Annotated in this window: 13 protein-coding genes and 1 pseudogene; 3 read left to right on the top strand and 11 right to left on the bottom strand. The window is 37.5% G+C overall.

The window, feature by feature from the left end; translation table 11 throughout:
* Window positions 1-59: 59 nt before the first annotated feature.
* From AY606_RS00930 to cysD, 7 genes are all read right to left on the bottom strand, one after another.
* Window positions 60-296 carry a hypothetical protein gene (locus AY606_RS00930; RefSeq protein WP_067863356.1) on the bottom strand — a complete coding sequence of 79 codons (237 nt, stop codon included), beginning with the start codon at window positions 294-296 and terminating at the stop codon, window positions 60-62.
* Window positions 297-528: 232 nt separating this feature from the next.
* A complete protein-coding gene (locus AY606_RS00925) occupies window positions 529-1,521 on the bottom strand; it encodes an NAD(P)H-quinone oxidoreductase (RefSeq protein ID WP_067863353.1) in 993 nt (330 codons plus the stop codon).
* 137 nt (window positions 1,522-1,658) lie between these two features.
* Window positions 1,659-1,904 (bottom strand): DUF2798 domain-containing protein, encoded by a 246-nt coding sequence (locus AY606_RS00920; RefSeq protein ID WP_067863350.1) that lies wholly within the window; start codon window positions 1,902-1,904, stop codon window positions 1,659-1,661.
* A 34-nt stretch (window positions 1,905-1,938) separates the two neighbouring features.
* A complete protein-coding gene (locus AY606_RS00915) occupies window positions 1,939-2,373 on the bottom strand; it encodes a PadR family transcriptional regulator (protein WP_249409209.1) in 435 nt (144 codons plus the stop codon).
* A gap of 977 nt (window positions 2,374-3,350) precedes the next feature.
* Complete coding sequence (locus AY606_RS00910) at window positions 3,351-3,623, bottom strand: hypothetical protein (RefSeq protein WP_067863345.1); 273 nt, start codon at window positions 3,621-3,623, stop codon at window positions 3,351-3,353.
* Between the two features lie 147 nt (window positions 3,624-3,770).
* On the bottom strand, window positions 3,771-5,387 hold the full coding sequence (cysN, locus tag AY606_RS00905) for a sulfate adenylyltransferase subunit CysN (RefSeq protein WP_067863342.1): 1,617 nt from the start codon (window positions 5,385-5,387) through the stop codon (window positions 3,771-3,773).
* Between the two features lie 131 nt (window positions 5,388-5,518).
* Window positions 5,519-6,427: a sulfate adenylyltransferase subunit CysD gene (cysD, locus tag AY606_RS00900; RefSeq protein WP_171255343.1), complete on the bottom strand. Its 909-nt coding sequence runs from the start codon at window positions 6,425-6,427 to the stop codon at window positions 5,519-5,521.
* Window positions 6,428-6,769: 342 nt separating this feature from the next.
* Here cysD and AY606_RS00895 point away from each other — a divergent pair, with 342 nt between their 5' ends.
* The 3 genes and pseudogenes from AY606_RS00895 to pgaB (AY606_RS00885) all read left to right on the top strand — a co-directional run bounded on the left by AY606_RS00895 (window position 6,770) and on the right by pgaB (AY606_RS00885) (window position 9,288).
* Window positions 6,770-7,312 carry a hypothetical protein gene (locus tag AY606_RS00895; RefSeq protein ID WP_067863336.1) on the top strand — a complete coding sequence of 181 codons (543 nt, stop codon included), beginning with the start codon at window positions 6,770-6,772 and terminating at the stop codon, window positions 7,310-7,312.
* A gap of 234 nt (window positions 7,313-7,546) precedes the next feature.
* Window positions 7,547-7,951, top strand: a pseudogene (locus tag AY606_RS00890) (VOC family protein); the annotation flags it as partial.
* A 110-nt stretch (window positions 7,952-8,061) separates the two neighbouring features.
* Window positions 8,062-9,288: a poly-beta-1,6-N-acetyl-D-glucosamine N-deacetylase PgaB gene (pgaB, locus tag AY606_RS00885; protein WP_081408335.1), complete on the top strand. Its 1,227-nt coding sequence runs from the start codon at window positions 8,062-8,064 to the stop codon at window positions 9,286-9,288.
* On the opposite strand, the gene pgaD is transcribed toward pgaB (AY606_RS00885), so the two are convergent.
* Genes pgaD through pgaA form a run of 4 tightly spaced genes read right to left on the bottom strand, consistent with a single transcriptional unit; the run spans window position 9,254 to window position 15,327 of the window.
* On the bottom strand, window positions 9,254-9,760 hold the full coding sequence (pgaD, locus tag AY606_RS00880; RefSeq protein WP_067863328.1) for a poly-beta-1,6-N-acetyl-D-glucosamine biosynthesis protein PgaD: 507 nt from the start codon (window positions 9,758-9,760) through the stop codon (window positions 9,254-9,256). The genes pgaB (AY606_RS00885) and pgaD overlap by 35 nt on opposite strands.
* Window positions 9,753-11,021: a poly-beta-1,6-N-acetyl-D-glucosamine synthase gene (gene pgaC / locus AY606_RS00875; protein ID WP_067863325.1), complete on the bottom strand. Its 1,269-nt coding sequence runs from the start codon at window positions 11,019-11,021 to the stop codon at window positions 9,753-9,755. Before pgaC ends, pgaD begins: the two co-directional genes overlap by 8 nt.
* Window positions 11,021-12,859 (bottom strand): poly-beta-1,6-N-acetyl-D-glucosamine N-deacetylase PgaB, encoded by a 1,839-nt coding sequence (pgaB, locus tag AY606_RS00870; RefSeq protein WP_081408334.1) that lies wholly within the window; start codon window positions 12,857-12,859, stop codon window positions 11,021-11,023. The genes pgaC and pgaB (AY606_RS00870) overlap by 1 nt, the downstream gene beginning before the upstream one ends.
* Complete coding sequence (gene pgaA, locus AY606_RS00865; RefSeq protein ID WP_067864468.1) at window positions 12,859-15,327, bottom strand: poly-beta-1,6 N-acetyl-D-glucosamine export porin PgaA; 2,469 nt, start codon at window positions 15,325-15,327, stop codon at window positions 12,859-12,861. The genes pgaB (AY606_RS00870) and pgaA overlap by 1 nt, the downstream gene beginning before the upstream one ends.
* Between the last annotated feature and the right edge of the window lie 165 nt (window positions 15,328-15,492).

Genomic DNA, 15,492 nt, shown 5'->3' with positions numbered 1-15,492 from the left:
TTTTTAAATTATGAAAAAATTATACCGACTAATAAAAATAATATTTCAAATATTTAATTCTACTTAAGGCTAATAGAATAGAGTGACTTTAACTCATGATTTAACATCAAGCGCTGGATAGTTTTTTTATAACGTTTACGGTTTAAGCGTTCTACATAACGTTCCAAATGAAGCATGGCTTGATAAAGCTTATGCAGATCGGAATGTAATATCTGATTACAAATAATGGCTTTATGTAGGCGTTTTAAGGCACGAAAACTGTGGGCATGGGTATATGGAGCTGATAATATTTTCATCATATATTCCCTTTATTTTGTGAATATTCAATCAAAACCAATCAATTTGGTCAGATTTAAATTAAGTACCAATTTACTCCTCAGTTTTGACAGGTTGTGTCAAATGTTTGGCATCTTTGACCATTTTTTAAAACTTATTTACTGTTTTTAATCACTTAATTTAAATTATTTATCTTATTGCATGCAAAAAAAAGCCAACAAGTGTTGGCTTTTTTATTTAAAGGTGGAATAGTTAGATGATTTCCACCACAATTTTTCCAACATGCTCACCGGTATCCATAGCGGCATGCGCATCTTGAATCTGATCAAACTTAAATGTTTTATAAATCATGGGTAAACATTCACCTTTTGCCCATAATGGCGCAACGGTTTCTTGCAAGCCTTGCGCAATTTCCGCTTTTTCAGCAGTGCTACGCGCACGCATGGTTGAGCCAGTAATGGTCAAACGCTTCATCATGATTGGACCAAGATTGATCTCTTTGGCTTTGCGCCCACCCAAGAAAGCAATATAGACCAGACGACCATCACGGCGTAACAAATTCAGGTTACGTTCTAAATATGGCGCACCGACCATATCTAAAATGACATCGACACCGCCATTGTCAGTTTGCTCATTAATCACTTGTTCAAAGTCTTGAGTCTTGTAGTTAATCCCTGTGGTCAAATGGGAAATTGCGTCAACTTTGTCATCCGAGCCGGCAGTTGCAAAAGTTTTGATGCCCAGTGATTTACACAACATCAAGGCAGTCGTACCAATCCCGCTTGTACCGCCATGAATTAATACGGTTTCCCCGGCTTTTGCTTGACCCATTTGAAAAACGTTGGCCCACACGGTAAAGAAGGTTTCAGGAATAGCTGCTGCCTGTACAAAACTCACACCTTCAGGGATAGTTAAAGTCTGGCTTTCCGGTACCACGCAATATTCTGCATAACCGCCACCATTGGTTAAACCACAAACCTTGTCTCCGACTTTAAATTTGGTGACATCGCTACCTACAGACTCAACAATACCTGCAACTTCAAGACCGGGTACTGGTGTCACGCCTTTAGGCATCGGATACAAACCTTGACGTTGCAAGATGTCTGGGCGGTTAATACCAAAAGCATGGACTTTCACCAAAACTTCATCTGCTTTTGCTGTTGGTACTGCAACAGTTTCATAGGCAAGTTTATCCACCCCGCCCGGTTCCGTGATAATGACTTGCTGCATATTGGTTTGTGACATGATTTCTTCCCTTTCAATTTATTAACTATTTATCTATCTGCGATTTATTTCAACATAGTTCATCTGCGCTTTGAAGCCAACTCCTGCTTATGTCTGAGAGCCTAGCATCATCTAGAGAAATACCCCAAGATGCCGGTTTAATTTGGTTTAGCCATAAATAACATAAGGAAACGACGAACCAAAGGCAGCACCATGAGAATCAATGGAAATGCCATCAGCCAGGATAAACTCCATGCATGCAGCCACAAGGCAAAGAATCCATCGCCAAAACCTTTATTTATAATCATGTTAAAACAAGAAATTGCGCCACTCATGATGCCAGATAAAAATAGAGGCATCAGCCATACCATATGTTTAGGGTGAAACTTGGCGAGATTTTTCATTTTGTTGCCTATAGAGTTCGAATTTTAACGTAGATTATAAACGTGCAATATTGACCGCTGCTTGATCAATCTGTTCTGCAATTTGTCTAATTTGTTCCGGGTTAAGTCCACTATGCTGGATCTTGAGTCGAAGCGCAGCCTTGAGGTTTTCCATCGCCCGCTTGATATCTAAATACTGTTCATTGTTATGGATTTGCTTGCGCGTATCGAAACGGCACAGGATTTTCTCTACAGTGGCTTGTTCTGCTTCTAGATGCTCTATCCCTTCAGATGTAACACTATATTGCTTACGGTCAGACGCAGTGATTTCTGAGCCGATATATTGATGCTCTTCTAGATAGTTTAGCGTTGGATAGATTGTACCTGTGCTAGGTGTATATCCACAGCCGACAATATCACCCACTTCTTTGATAATATCGTAGCTAAACTTAGGTGCATGAGAAACAAGATGAAGCACTAACAGCTTCATATGCCCTGCTTCAAACAGGCGTTTGCGTGGTTTTTCAGTACTCTCAATGCCTGTAATCAGTTCAGCATTTAGCAAGTGATGATCCCTCTTAAGATTAACTAAGATATATCTTAACATCTCTTGTTAAAATCTTTCAATGATTAAAATTAGATTTTTAAGTCTAGAGCTTTCATTGGTTCCTCCACGTTATCTTTAATCACTCAAATACTTTTTTCATTACTCTTACAATTTCTTCATTTGATTTTATTGGTCTAAGGATAATATCTACAGTCTCTGATTCAAATAAGTTCCATCTTAAATTCATTTATTTTTAGTAATTTTCTTTTTCAGGTTTAATTCCTTTTTTATAGCATTCTCATTTATATCATTAGCAAAATTATCTTTTAATTTTTTAACTTCACCTGTTAATTTTGCTGAATAGTCCGATAAACTCCAGTGATATGATCACTACATTTAACTTATGAATTCAAGACGTTATTCTTACGAAAGCTAATCACTTTAAAGTCATCGCTTGGATATAGGGTAAAATTTTTATCATTTAATCCTTCAAAGAAGCCACCTAAGAAATGAATAACATTATTTGTAATTTTTTGCATATTAAACATTAAATAACAAATCTATTTAATATGTAATAATTTCAAAAACTTATCTGAAAAATTAAAAATATTATTGAATCAAAATCTATTAAATAATTTTTGATTCGGTATTTAGTCTCATATTTTACAAGGGAATAATTCAGCGAATATCCCAATCCTCATATATATGGTGAGGAAACCTTTTTTTAATGTATGCTCAATTTCAATTAATTTATTTGCAAATAAATACAAATAATCAAATCAGTAAGAGATGAATTATATTCCTCTAAAGTGTTCTTATAAAATACGCCCCTCTTCCTCTGCTTCTTAATTAAACCACCCAAATTAAAAATAACATTTTTCTTAGTTCTCTATTTTTTATATTTTAAATTGAATCAAGACTTATCCTCGTTCTTTATATTCCTTCAGCATCCGATCACTCACATCTTCAGGATAGCAAATCGGTGTATAACCTCCTGCTCGATTATATGCACTACGTTTACCACAACGACTGCCGTTTCTTGCAAAGTTATAAGGACAGGGACAATTTCCTGGATAATTGTCAATCGACTGCTGAATAATTTTCTGCTTAATCACCTCTGTACTTTCACTATTTTGTTTGGCTTCAACTCCGAAAGCTAAACACAACCCCATTAAAATAAATAATTTTTTCATAAACACCCCTCAATATTTATATTGTATCGAGAAGTAATTTAAGTGAAAATTCAACTTTCAAATGACTGTGTGTTATTTATACAGCTAAACTTCTTCCAATAAAAAACCCGCCATAAAGACGGGTTTCTTTTAAATCAATTCAATCTATTAAAGACGAACCAATTCCACAATTTTCTCAGCCAATTCTTCAACAGACTCTTGCTCGAAAGTCACATCTGTACCTTCTGCAACAGTGGTAATGACCGCAATACCCGTTTCACGAAGCAGTGCAACTTGCGCCGTATCAAGGCCAGCTTTCGCAATCGCTACAATACCTTGTTGAAGCAACAAGTTTTCAAGCCCTTGCGCATTTTCCAATGCTTTGGCAGATACTGTAATTGACGCAGGTTTTTGACCCAAACGTGCCGCACGGTCTTCCGCTGTTACCGGATTGGTATGAGCCGACCATTCAACCGACTCTTCAACCATACCAGCACCAATCGTTACGTTGTTCAAACGATCAATGAAGATAAACGAACCTGTATAACGGCTGTCTTGATAACGGTCAAATACCACTGGCGCATCAAATTCAACAGTAACATTGGCAATCGCATTCAGCTCAAGCTGTTCAACCTGCATTTGCTCAAGTGTATTCACATTGGTACGGAAGTTAATGCCAGTCACTTTGGCAGGAACAGTTTGCGTACCAATTTTAATGTTATACAGCTTGCCAAGCACAAGCGGTTGATCCGCCATCCAAACCACAGTTGCTTTAACCGAACGTGAAATGGCAGGAATACCCTGATCCGCACGGATCAACATGTTGCCGCGTGATACGTCAATTTCATCGTTCAACGTTAATGTCACTGCTTGACCTGCAAATGCGTGTTCAAGGTTGCCATCAAAAGTGACGATTTCTTTAACCGTTGAAGATTTACCCGATGGCAATGCAACAACTTTATCGCCTACGCTGATTTCACCCAGCGCAATCGTACCTGCGAAGCCACGGAAGTCGAGGTTAGGACGGTTGACATACTGCACCGGGAAACGGAAATCACGTTTTGCGGTATCACGGTTAATTTCAACAGATTCAAGTGAACCCATTAAAGTTTGACCCGTATACCAAGGCGTGTTTTCAGAAACATTCACCACGTTATCGCCATTCAATGCAGAAATAGGCGTAAAGATGATGTTGTTTGGCTTACGGTCGCCCAATTGGCTCACGAAGTTGGCATAATCGGCCTGAATTTCATTGAAGCGTGCTTCAGAGAATTCCACCAAGTCCATTTTGTTGATCGCAACAATAATGTTCTTAATACCGAGCAAGCTTGCAATATACGTATGACGACGGGTCTGGGTTTGCACACCATAACGCGCATCAATCAGGATAATCGCAAGGTCACAAGTTGAAGCACCTGTCGCCATGTTACGGGTGTATTGCTCATGTCCCGGAGTATCGGCAATGATGAACTTACGCTTTTCGGTAGAGAAATAACGATACGCTACATCAATGGTAATGCCCTGCTCACGTTCAGCTTGCAAACCATCTACAAGGAGTGCCAAGTCAGGTGCATCGCCAGTTGTACCGACTTTTTTAGAGTCGCGGGTTACGGCTTGCAATTGATCTTCATAAATCAATTTTGAATCGTAAAGCAAACGGCCAATTAAGGTACTTTTACCATCATCCACGTTACCGCAAGTCAGGAAACGTAGCAGATCTTTATTTTCATGCTGTTTTAAATACGCCAGAATATCCTGGCTAATCAATTCTGATTGATGAGACATCGCTCAAACTCCACAAATTCATTAGAAATCGGTTGTTTTGAATCTCTTTTAATCTCCCTAAATACCTCTTTATGAAAGAGGTAATTTTCTCCTCTCTTTATTAGAGAGAAGTCGGGAGAGCTTCTAGATTCTTAGAAGTAACCTTCCTGCTTTTTCTTTTCCATCGAACCTGCTTCATCATGGTCGATCATACGACCTTGACGTTCAGAGCTAGTGGCTAAAAGCATTTCCTGGATAATTTCCGGCAAGGTGTTGGCAGTCGATTCAACCGCGCCCGTTAATGGGTAACAACCTAAAGTACGGAAACGTACCGATTTCATTTGTGGAACTTCGCCCTCGAATAAAGGCATACGTTCATCATCAACCATAATTAGTGTGCCACTCCGTTCAACCACAGGACGTTCTGCAGCCAAATAAAGCGGTACTAATGGAATGCTTTCCAAATAAATGTATTGCCAGATATCAAGCTCAGTCCAGTTTGATAATGGGAACACACGAATACTTTCGCCTTTGTTCACTTTACCGTTGTAAAGATTCCAAAGTTCAGGACGCTGGTTTTTCGGATCCCAACGGTGCTTGGTATCACGGAAAGAATATACACGCTCTTTGGCACGTGATTTTTCTTCATCACGGCGCGCCCCACCAAAAGCGGCATCGAACTTGTATTTATCCAAAGCCTGCTTTAAGCCTTGGGTTTTCATGATGTCGGTATATTTAGAGCTACCGTGATCAAACGGGTTGATCCCAGCGTCTTTACCTTCTTTATTTTGATGCACGATCAAATCGAAACCATGGGTTTTAGCCATGTTGTCGCGGAATGTGATCATATCTTTGAACTTCCAGCCCGTGTCTACATGCAGTAGTGGGAATGGGAGTTTTGCGGGATAAAATGCCTTTAAGGCAAGATGCAGCATCACTGCAGAATCTTTACCAATGGAATACAACATGACCGGATTTTCAAATTCGGCAGCCACTTCACGGATAATGTGAATACTCTCAGCTTCAAGCTGTTTAAGATGAGTAAGTCTTTCCTCATTTATGGACATTGACAACACCAGCTCAGATCAACGTGTACTTATTTACACTTTTAAAAATATATATATTCATTATAAAGATTTAGTTATCCCAACTATTGCTTGTTTTATTATATTAATATGCATATTTATCATATAGAGCTTAACTAATAACGACTATAAGTTTTTATTAATAATTCACTTAACTGCTGTTTTATTATTTTATCCAGACATCGCGGCTGCCACAACCCAACATTAAAATATATAAAATCTAAGCTGATCGCTATTTCATCTCAAGCCTATATTTTATTCGGCTTATAAATTTCATACAGTATCCAGACTCTCCCACCTCCTCTGTTCTTTTGAATTATGCCTACGCTAGACCTTACAATCGACATGGTTAAATCCAACCTCGAACATGCACAACTCGCCGGCTATATCTATCAACACAATCCGCATTTACTGGTGCTTCAAGAAGCCTTAAATGATGATGGCTCCATCCTGAATAATTATGTTCAACATGAACACACGGCTGACCAAATCGGGCTACAGTTTGGTCTACGACTTTTGGACAATAAGTTTGATTTTTTGATTGGTGCCACCCACAGCAATCAGGACCGAATTTATGAAATTGGTGCAGGAAATTTAAAGGCCGATCAAAAAGCGTTTAACTTGCTTTATGCCTTTTATAACTATCCCAAAGCTTTCTATTTGGTCAGTCTTCCCCTAGCAGCCAATAGCGCACAACTTGAAGAAGCGATTGAAAGCCAGTTGTTCAATCAGCCGAAATTGGATTTCCTCAATACTGCAATTAAAACCAATCCAATGGGACAACAATTCAATTGGATGAAAAGCTTTATTGTACAGCAAGCTTTAGACATGAAAGTTCGTATGCAAACCTGCTTAAATTAAGCCAGAGTGATTAAAATCAGGCTGAAGTTTATAGCCATAAGTAAACTTATTCTGGCAAGTGCTCAAAATTAAAAAAATGCCTTCGTATAGGCTGCTTTTTTAATTTTATTGAATAAATTTTATACAATTACACTGCATAAACTTACTTGAGTTATTTGTGTAGAAAGCTACATTATTTGCTGATATTGATATCTAGAGCACAATAATGACTCACTCTATTTACCCGCTGTATGCTTCAAAGAAAATGCCAAAGCTGCCGTGGAATGGCATTGTTCCATTTTCCCAAATAGCCAGATCATGCAAGAACATGAAACGGCGGTAAAGGCCGAATCTCTCGGTGCAATTTTTTTAAGAATTAATGGCGATCCCACTTTTACCACCAATCCGTCTATTTCTTTTCTGGTGATTTGCGACAATCGCTCTGAAATTGGTGAATTTTGGAAGTGCTTGATTGATAAGCTTTGTGCATTGATACAATTACCTCAATATCCATGGAGCGATTATTGCCGCTGGCTACCACACCAATATGGTGTTAGCTGGCAAATTGTCCCGAAAAACTTATGCGAGATTTCGAGCAAGAGTTTCCATGCACGAGCTGATCTATTCAAAATAAAAAATTTTTCGCTTCAAGCTCAATAACTTTTATTAACCAACCTCTGATAACCATATAGTCACAACGAGTGTTCTAATTTAAACGACAATAATGAACTATGCAGTGAACAGACCACTTAAAACGAGTACAAATAAAAATGATAAATTTAAAAAAAAGATATAAAAATCGCTTTACCGAATGCCTTTATTTAAGTTTAGGCTGCCTGCCTTTATCTGCAAACTGTGCTCATTTAACTCAAATTAAACACCATCCTATTGATAAAATTGTTCAGCAGAATACTGTCAAAAAATCCACTCTATCTGCGGACAAAACCATTAAAATTGATCAGATGCGAATTATGCATATCGATATTGACTACGTATATGACAAAGATAAAAAACAGCAACAAAAAAATATTCAGAATTTAATAGAAAGGATTCAACAGATTCAACCGAATACCATTTTTTTACAGGCTTTTGCCGATCCTGATGCCAATGGCTCGGTAGATCAGGTTTATTTCAAGAATCGTCATATCCCATTAAGAGAAAATCTTTTTCCGCGCCTTGTAAAGCAAATTCGCAGTAAGACACAGGTGCAGCATATATATGCATGGCTGCCTTTAATGGCTTGGGAATTCCCCAAAAATTACAACATTGTCTATGTTTCACATAGTAAAGGAGGCAAGCGAGGCTATATTCGGGTTTCTCCATTTGATCCACAAAACCTTAAATATGTTTCTGAAATTTATTTAGATTTTATAAAATCCAATGCAGTCGATGGTGTGCTTTATCATGATGATATCACGCTCAGCGATTATGAAGATTCTTCTAAAAAAGCCCAAAATATGTACCAATCTTGGGGATTTAATTCTGAACAGTTATTAAAACAACCGAAACATTCAAAACAATCACAATTAGCCCAATTTAAAACAGCATACCTTGACCAATTTGCTGAAGGTATCAGCAAGATACTTAAACAGCAGCAACCGAACATCCTCACTGCACGGAATATGTATGCACCCGTAGTATTGAATCCTGTTAGTGAAAATTGGTTTAGTCAATCTATGCCTAGCACATATCAATACTATGATTACAATGCCATTATGGCGATGCCCTATATGGAAGAAGCAGATGATCATCAGCAATTCTATTTGGACTTAATTCAACAATCAAAAAAATACGACCCAGAATTGAATCGTACTATTTTTGAACTTCAAGCGGTAAATTGGAAAAACAATCAGAAACTTTCAACCCAAGAAATAATTGAAACTATCAAATTTTTAGAAAAAAATGGGGTAAAACACATTGGTTATTACCCCGATGATTTTGTCAATGAACATCCTCAGCCGTCTAGGCTGAAATCCGCTTTTTTAATTGATGATTAACCTCAAAAAATTCTAGCTTGCCTTCTATATCATAATAAAGGGTCAAATTTTTAGCCTGTTGCATATTTAGAATGTCTAGGCTATTAACTTTAAAACTACTGGCTAGCTGCTTTTCATCAATCGCTAATGGAGCTTTACGACGGTCTTCACCATGAAAGCGAACCCAATTATAAGTCGCCCACAGCAGTAGCCCCCCAATAAAGATGGCAATCATGACGATGATATTCATCAGACTCAGTTGGCTATCCGGTGCAGCCTGGATCACCATTTGCTGATAAATTGTTTTGCCTTCAACCCACCAAAAGAATACCGTTATCAGTGGCATAAACAGCCACATAAAAATAAACCACCCCGCAATTTGCAGACTGTACCCCATACTCTTATTGCGCACATACTCCGGTCGATCAATATATTCAGGAATTTCTAGCTTTGACTCATCTTCAATAAGATAATATTTGTTTAAATCAGTCATTTTCGGTTTCTCCTCTAAATCCACGGTCTGGGCTAACCCATCGCGCACGTTTTTGAGTTTTGAAAATTGTTTTAGGTAATGCAACGACTGTGGTCAGCATGGTGAGAATCCAGAAGAACAAAGGATACCAAATGACCCAAAAATAGTTCCTGAAGATTCTGTCTTTATCGTAGGGTTTATCAATCCACAAACTGACAAAGAATTGAACAAGACAGGTCATTCCTAGAATAACCCCATACCATTGAGGAAAGAGTGACTGAATTGCCCACTCTCCAGGTAAAGAGAAAAACAGACCATATAAATATAAGACAATAATACCCGTCATCACATATGCCCAGACCACACTGATAATTGATTCCAGCGCAATCAACCACATTCGACGTAAATTCCATTTAAACAAGCTGAAGGAATAAGCAAACAAGACTTCAATACCACCCTGTGCCCAACGTAAACGTTGTTTCCATAAGCCCTTCAATGTTTCTGGCATATAGATGTAACATAATGCTTTAGGTACATATTGCAAATCCCAATGATCAAACTGCAAACGCCATGACACATCAATATCCTCTGTAATCATGTCATCTCGCCAATAACCAATACGATCTAATGCCGTTTTACGAAAACCCGCAATTGCACCCGATACGGTAAAAATACGTCCATAGGTACGCTGTGCACGTTTGATCAAGCCAATAATAGATGAAAATTCACCGACCTGAATTTTACCGAGGATGCTAGACCGGTTCACAATACGTGGATTACCCGTCACCGCTCCGACTCGAGGGTAATTGGTCAAATTGTGCATCATCCATAACACAGCATGCGGATGTAATAAGGCATCACCATCTATACAGACCAAATATTCATTTTGACTCACCATCGCACCTGCACGAAGTGCATATGCTTTACCTTGATTTTCAGCTAAATGAACTACCCTAAGTTTTGGATATTGTAGTAAAAGCTCATCTAAAATATCGGCAGTTTTATCTCGACTACCATCATTTACTGCAATGACTTCAAAATCAGGATACTGTGTTTGCATCGCAAATTTAATGGTATCTCTAACCTGCGTCTCTTCATTAAAACAAGGAATAATAATACTGCAGGGATGTTTACTGGGTTGTGGTATTGCAGGTTGTTTACGTTCATGCTTTAAATAAAACCAAATGCCGCCCGCAATCCAAATCCAAGCCATAAATAAGGGATAGAAGAAAGCAAAGCCAAAATAAAAATCACTGAATCTAAATTGATTAAACCATTCCATTATTTTGCTCCCTTAGCAAGGTTACGCTCGTAAGGATTTCGATAAGTTAATGGACTAGCGTTGGTGCTTAATTCCCGATAAAGATTTTCCTGTATTTTCTGCCCTTCATTTAATGTGTAGTTATTAATACCAATTTTTTGCACAGATAAATTTTTTAAGGTTTGATAATCGTACTGATACTGTTTCCATTCACGCTTTGTAGCATTTGGATTGACCGTAAAACTAAAAATCAAGCGCTGTATTTGTTGATTACTCAATTGTTGGAGCTGCTTTTGTACAGCTTTAAATATTTCAGGATGACGTACCGGATCAAATTCTATATAAAGAAAATCACTATAAGTTAAGCTATGCTCAATTAAGGATTTTAAACCCTCCATCCGCTTATCCTTTAAGCTTATTTTTAAAGCCGTTTGATAATTACTGCTAATATTCGTGTAATTTTTAGCCTGCTCTTTAGTTCTTTCTTTAATCTGAAAAACCTGATTTACTTTCTGGCTACATGCATTATCCCAATTTTTATTTTGTACAGCACATAGAAATTCATCCCCCGTTTCTATTACCAAACCCTCAAGATGCGTATTATTTTTAACCAAATCAGCAGTTAGCTTAGCAAGATTAAAACCTTGTTGTGTTTCCAGACTAATGGGCAGTTCTGCATATACATTATTACCAATACGTGTACGTGCCTGCCAAACTGTACGATTTAAAAGATCTTGACGCATCTCCAACTGACGATTTGGAAAATAGGCAACATCTATTTTGCCATCGCCATTCTCATCAGCAACTGATTTCAATAAAATCATATTGGTTTTTAATGCACTCACTTGATCTAAAAACTGTCCAAGCTTTTGATCAAAAATTTGATTATTTGGACTGATCATTTCAGTTAAATCAAAACGGACAAAACTGTGACGTTGCTTATAAGGGGCACGTGCAAAAGTTAAAAAATCTTCCATCTGAGCGTGAAGTACTTCAGGTGTGGGATTATCCATTACCAGGGCACGTTGATATGTTTTTCCCGAGTCTGCAAGGGTAGACATACTTCCTAAGCTAAAAGACATGGGTAATCCTGCTTTTGTCGCAAGTTGTTCACTTTCTTTCGTCACTGCTCCATAAGGCCAGAAAATGCCCTGCGTATTAATACCCAGTTCAAAATCTAAAATTTCTTTAGACTTTTTCAAGTCTCTCAACACTCGCTTCTGATAAGCCTGATCAGACTCATATTTCTGAAGTTTAGGGAAATATTCACGAGTAATTGCAGCAGGCTGCATATTTTTTTGTGGATTGGCAAGAATGCCTTTATGCATATTGTCTGAGTGCGAAACAAATTCAGTTAAACCTGATTGTTGCATTTCACGCATTTCATCCCATTTCATCAAACTATTCTCACCATATGCCTCATAGGCATCTTTGGTATTGCCATTAATCCAACTTGTAGGAATCGCAAATACGGCTGGGAAGTTATATTGTTTCAATAAAGGGAAAACTCGTGTGTAACTACTTATTGCTCCATCATCAAAGGTTAATAATACTGATTTAGGGGGCAAACTCTTTTTCTTTTGGCGAGCTTGCCATACATCTTGTAAGCGAATCGGATGCCAACCTTCTTGCTGAAGCCAGGCAAAAAATTGCGCTAAATTTTTAGTACTGATTGCATAAATATCTCGATCTCCTGTTGTGGCAACATCATCTCGCACATCATGAAAAGTCAGTGTAACAAACAGATTATCTGGTATTTCAATTGCATTTTTGGTTTCATTTTCAGCCATTGCCAAGTTAGGAATAGCCAAAACTGCTATTGTCATTACTGCAAATATTTTTTTTACAATTGGCTTCATTAAAAACGCCCCTCAAAACCTACAACCCCATATGTTCTCTTTTCATCTTCCCCATCATAAGGATGTGTTCCCCATCCAATGCCGTAGTTTAGACTCCATGTTCGATTAATTTTCCAGTCATGTTGATAGAACACGTTATAAATCGGTTTCGAAGAAAAATTATCTTGACCAAAAGTTCCGATGGTGGCTTGAAAATGTTGCTTAAAATATTGGTCATAACGACGCCAAGTTATCCAGTCATGCTTTAAAGTCAGTTCTGCGCTATAGCTTTCTTCAGGATTGAAATAATCAACTTGAACTTTATCGTTTTGACTGTAATAACCCCCTAAAATCAAATTGGTAATATGGTGTGGTGACTGAAAAATCTGCTGTTTAAAATAAGTGGAAAATTCCTGACGAGTATTTCCATCATCGATATCCATCAATTGATAAGTTGCTCCCGCTTCGCGAGATTCATTTTGCTGCCAGTTTATGCCAAGAGTATAAGACTGACCTTCATTACCATTCTTAATGGCTTGTAATGGAATATCAGCCTGACTATTGAAAGCTAAAACATACTGCCAATGGTCATTCAGCCATTGTGACCAATTCAATTGCACACCAAAACGATCGTCTTGATCACCTATGCTTTGAGAAAGCATAATATTTGCAACTTTACGACGAGATGCCCATTCAAGCCCCAACCCTAAGCGTTGATCATCAACATTACCGTCAGTGTAGTCAGCCGAACGAATATGATGATCTACATAAGTACGATAATTGTCGTAAAACCAGGGAGTGTTAATTCGTGTCCAGTTTTCTTGTTCTTGACTTCCCTTTAAACGATTCAACAAGGCAGAATTATCAGATTCACTTTCTGAAAAAATACTCTGATGTTGAATAGAGGCATGATTTCGATCATCAAGTTCTTTCTTACTTTTTATGACTGCCGTATCTCCTGGCAGATTTTGCATGAGATAAGCATTCTGCTTACGCCATTGCTGAATATCACCCAATGCTTGCATGTTCTGTAAATGATTAACCCGAACACCCTGGTCAACAGGTTCAATACCATCCCACTGTGCCAATGTCCATTCGGAAGCCTGTGGCTTTTCACGCCATCGTTGCACCAGTGCTAAATGATTTTGATAAACTACATTATTGGGTGCTTTGGCAACCAGTTCCTCAAAATGTTGTTCTGCTTTAGCATCCTCATTACGATACGCATAATTGAGACCGACTAATCCTAAATATTCACTGCGGTCATCATGGGTGACTTTATCGACCCCTTTTGCATTACTGTATTGAAAAGTAGGCAATAATTTATCCATATCTAAAAGTAACTGATTGGCTTCTTTAAACTTTTCTTGTTCAATTAAAGCGTAATAAATACCAGAATAGACTTTAAAATTGGGATAATTTTTTTCTTTCAGCAAACTTTTATATTGAGCTTCAGCCAATTTAGGTTGCTGAGTCTTTAAATATGCATCTGCAATTGAGTGACGTACATAGGCAGGCATTTGATCAATCGGCAATCCAATTTTTGGAATTTGCTCAAGGACTCTTTCAGACCAGTTTCTCTCATTCAACGCGTAAATATATTCATAGTAAAATTTACGCTTGATATCTTCATCATTGGGCAACTGAGCTTCAAACTTTGTCATATCGGCAATAACCAGATCAAGTTGTCGATAAGCAACATTTCCTCGATCACGATAAGTTGAAAGTTTGTAATACTCAATTGCGTTTTGAATACGCTGGGTAAATTCACCGATTTTTGCATTAGCTCTAAGCTGGGAATTTTTTGTTAATGATTCATTCTTTTGAATATAATTTTCAGCTTTAGCATAATCAGCGTTTACCATAAGTGCCAATGCATACTGTTCTTGTGTAGAGATATTTTGATTCTTTTCAACAGCTAGGCTAGCTGCATTCAATTCCTCAATCGGCATATTTAATAATCTATATGCATAAGCGAGCTGTGCCAAATAATCAGCTTCGACATAATTGATATCAATCTGAGAAAATGTTTTTTTTGCTTGAAGCGTTTTACCCGCTTCTGCCTGCAATACCCCTATCAGAACTAACCATTTCTGATTAGGATCAGATTGAGCGAATGTTTTTGCCCATTGTTCTGCTAATTCAAATTTTTTTAAATCACGCAGCGCTTTAACTACGCTAACCTTTCCATATTCTGGAAATAGGCCAGTTTTTATACCAGCAAGATATTTAATATCCTGCTCTGTAAATTTCTGATTGTTATAGGAAATTACCACAAAGTCAGCAATCAGTTTCTGATTATTGGGTTGAAGCACCAATAATTGCCGGAATTTTTGCAAACCTGCATCTACTTGCCCTTGCTTAATCAAACCCACTGTTTCTTCACGTTGTGGGTCAACAGAATCCCTATATAATAATTCTGCATGCAAAAACGTAGAAAATAATAAAGTTCCACAAGATAAAGTAAGTATATTTAATTTAGAATTCATTTTATTCATATTTAAAGTATTCACAATTCATTGTTATTAATTGTTGCATTGTAATAAACAATACCCTCAAGCCTACTGACATTAATTGTATTTTGTGTTTCATTTTGTGTTTTTATTTATTAATGTGATATATATCACTTTATTTTGATCATGAAAAATATTTAT

The organism is Acinetobacter sp. SFB (assembly GCF_001647545.1).
GTDB lineage: Bacteria > Pseudomonadota > Gammaproteobacteria > Pseudomonadales > Moraxellaceae > Acinetobacter.
The sequence above is the reverse complement of the archived record's forward strand: the minus strand, read 5'-3'. Positions and strand labels throughout refer to the sequence as shown.

Excerpts from the sequence above, each read along its gene's own strand:
- AY606_RS00930 (WP_067863356.1), bottom strand. The coding sequence starts at position 296 with ATGAAAATATTATCAGCTCCATATACCCATGCCCACAGTTTTCGTGCC.
- cysN (WP_067863342.1), bottom strand. The coding sequence starts at position 5,387 with ATGTCTCATCAATCAGAATTGATTAGCCAGGATATTCTGGCGTATTTA.
- pgaA (WP_067864468.1), bottom strand. The coding sequence starts at position 15,327 with ATGAATTCTAAATTAAATATACTTACTTTATCTTGTGGAACTTTATTA.
- AY606_RS00915 (WP_249409209.1), bottom strand. The coding sequence starts at position 2,373 with ATGAAGCTGTTAGTGCTTCATCTTGTTTCTCATGCACCTAAGTTTAGC.
- pgaD (WP_067863328.1), bottom strand. The coding sequence starts at position 9,760 with ATGACTGATTTAAACAAATATTATCTTATTGAAGATGAGTCAAAGCTA.
- AY606_RS00925 (WP_067863353.1), bottom strand. The coding sequence starts at position 1,521 with ATGTCACAAACCAATATGCAGCAAGTCATTATCACGGAACCGGGCGGG.
- AY606_RS00895 (WP_067863336.1), top strand. The coding sequence starts at position 6,770 with ATGCCTACGCTAGACCTTACAATCGACATGGTTAAATCCAACCTCGAA.
- pgaB (WP_081408335.1), top strand. The coding sequence starts at position 8,062 with ATGATAAATTTAAAAAAAAGATATAAAAATCGCTTTACCGAATGCCTT.
- AY606_RS00910 (WP_067863345.1), bottom strand. The coding sequence starts at position 3,623 with ATGAAAAAATTATTTATTTTAATGGGGTTGTGTTTAGCTTTCGGAGTT.
- AY606_RS00920 (WP_067863350.1), bottom strand. The coding sequence starts at position 1,904 with ATGAAAAATCTCGCCAAGTTTCACCCTAAACATATGGTATGGCTGATG.
- pgaB (WP_081408334.1), bottom strand. The coding sequence starts at position 12,859 with ATGAAGCCAATTGTAAAAAAAATATTTGCAGTAATGACAATAGCAGTT.
- pgaC (WP_067863325.1), bottom strand. The coding sequence starts at position 11,021 with ATGGAATGGTTTAATCAATTTAGATTCAGTGATTTTTATTTTGGCTTT.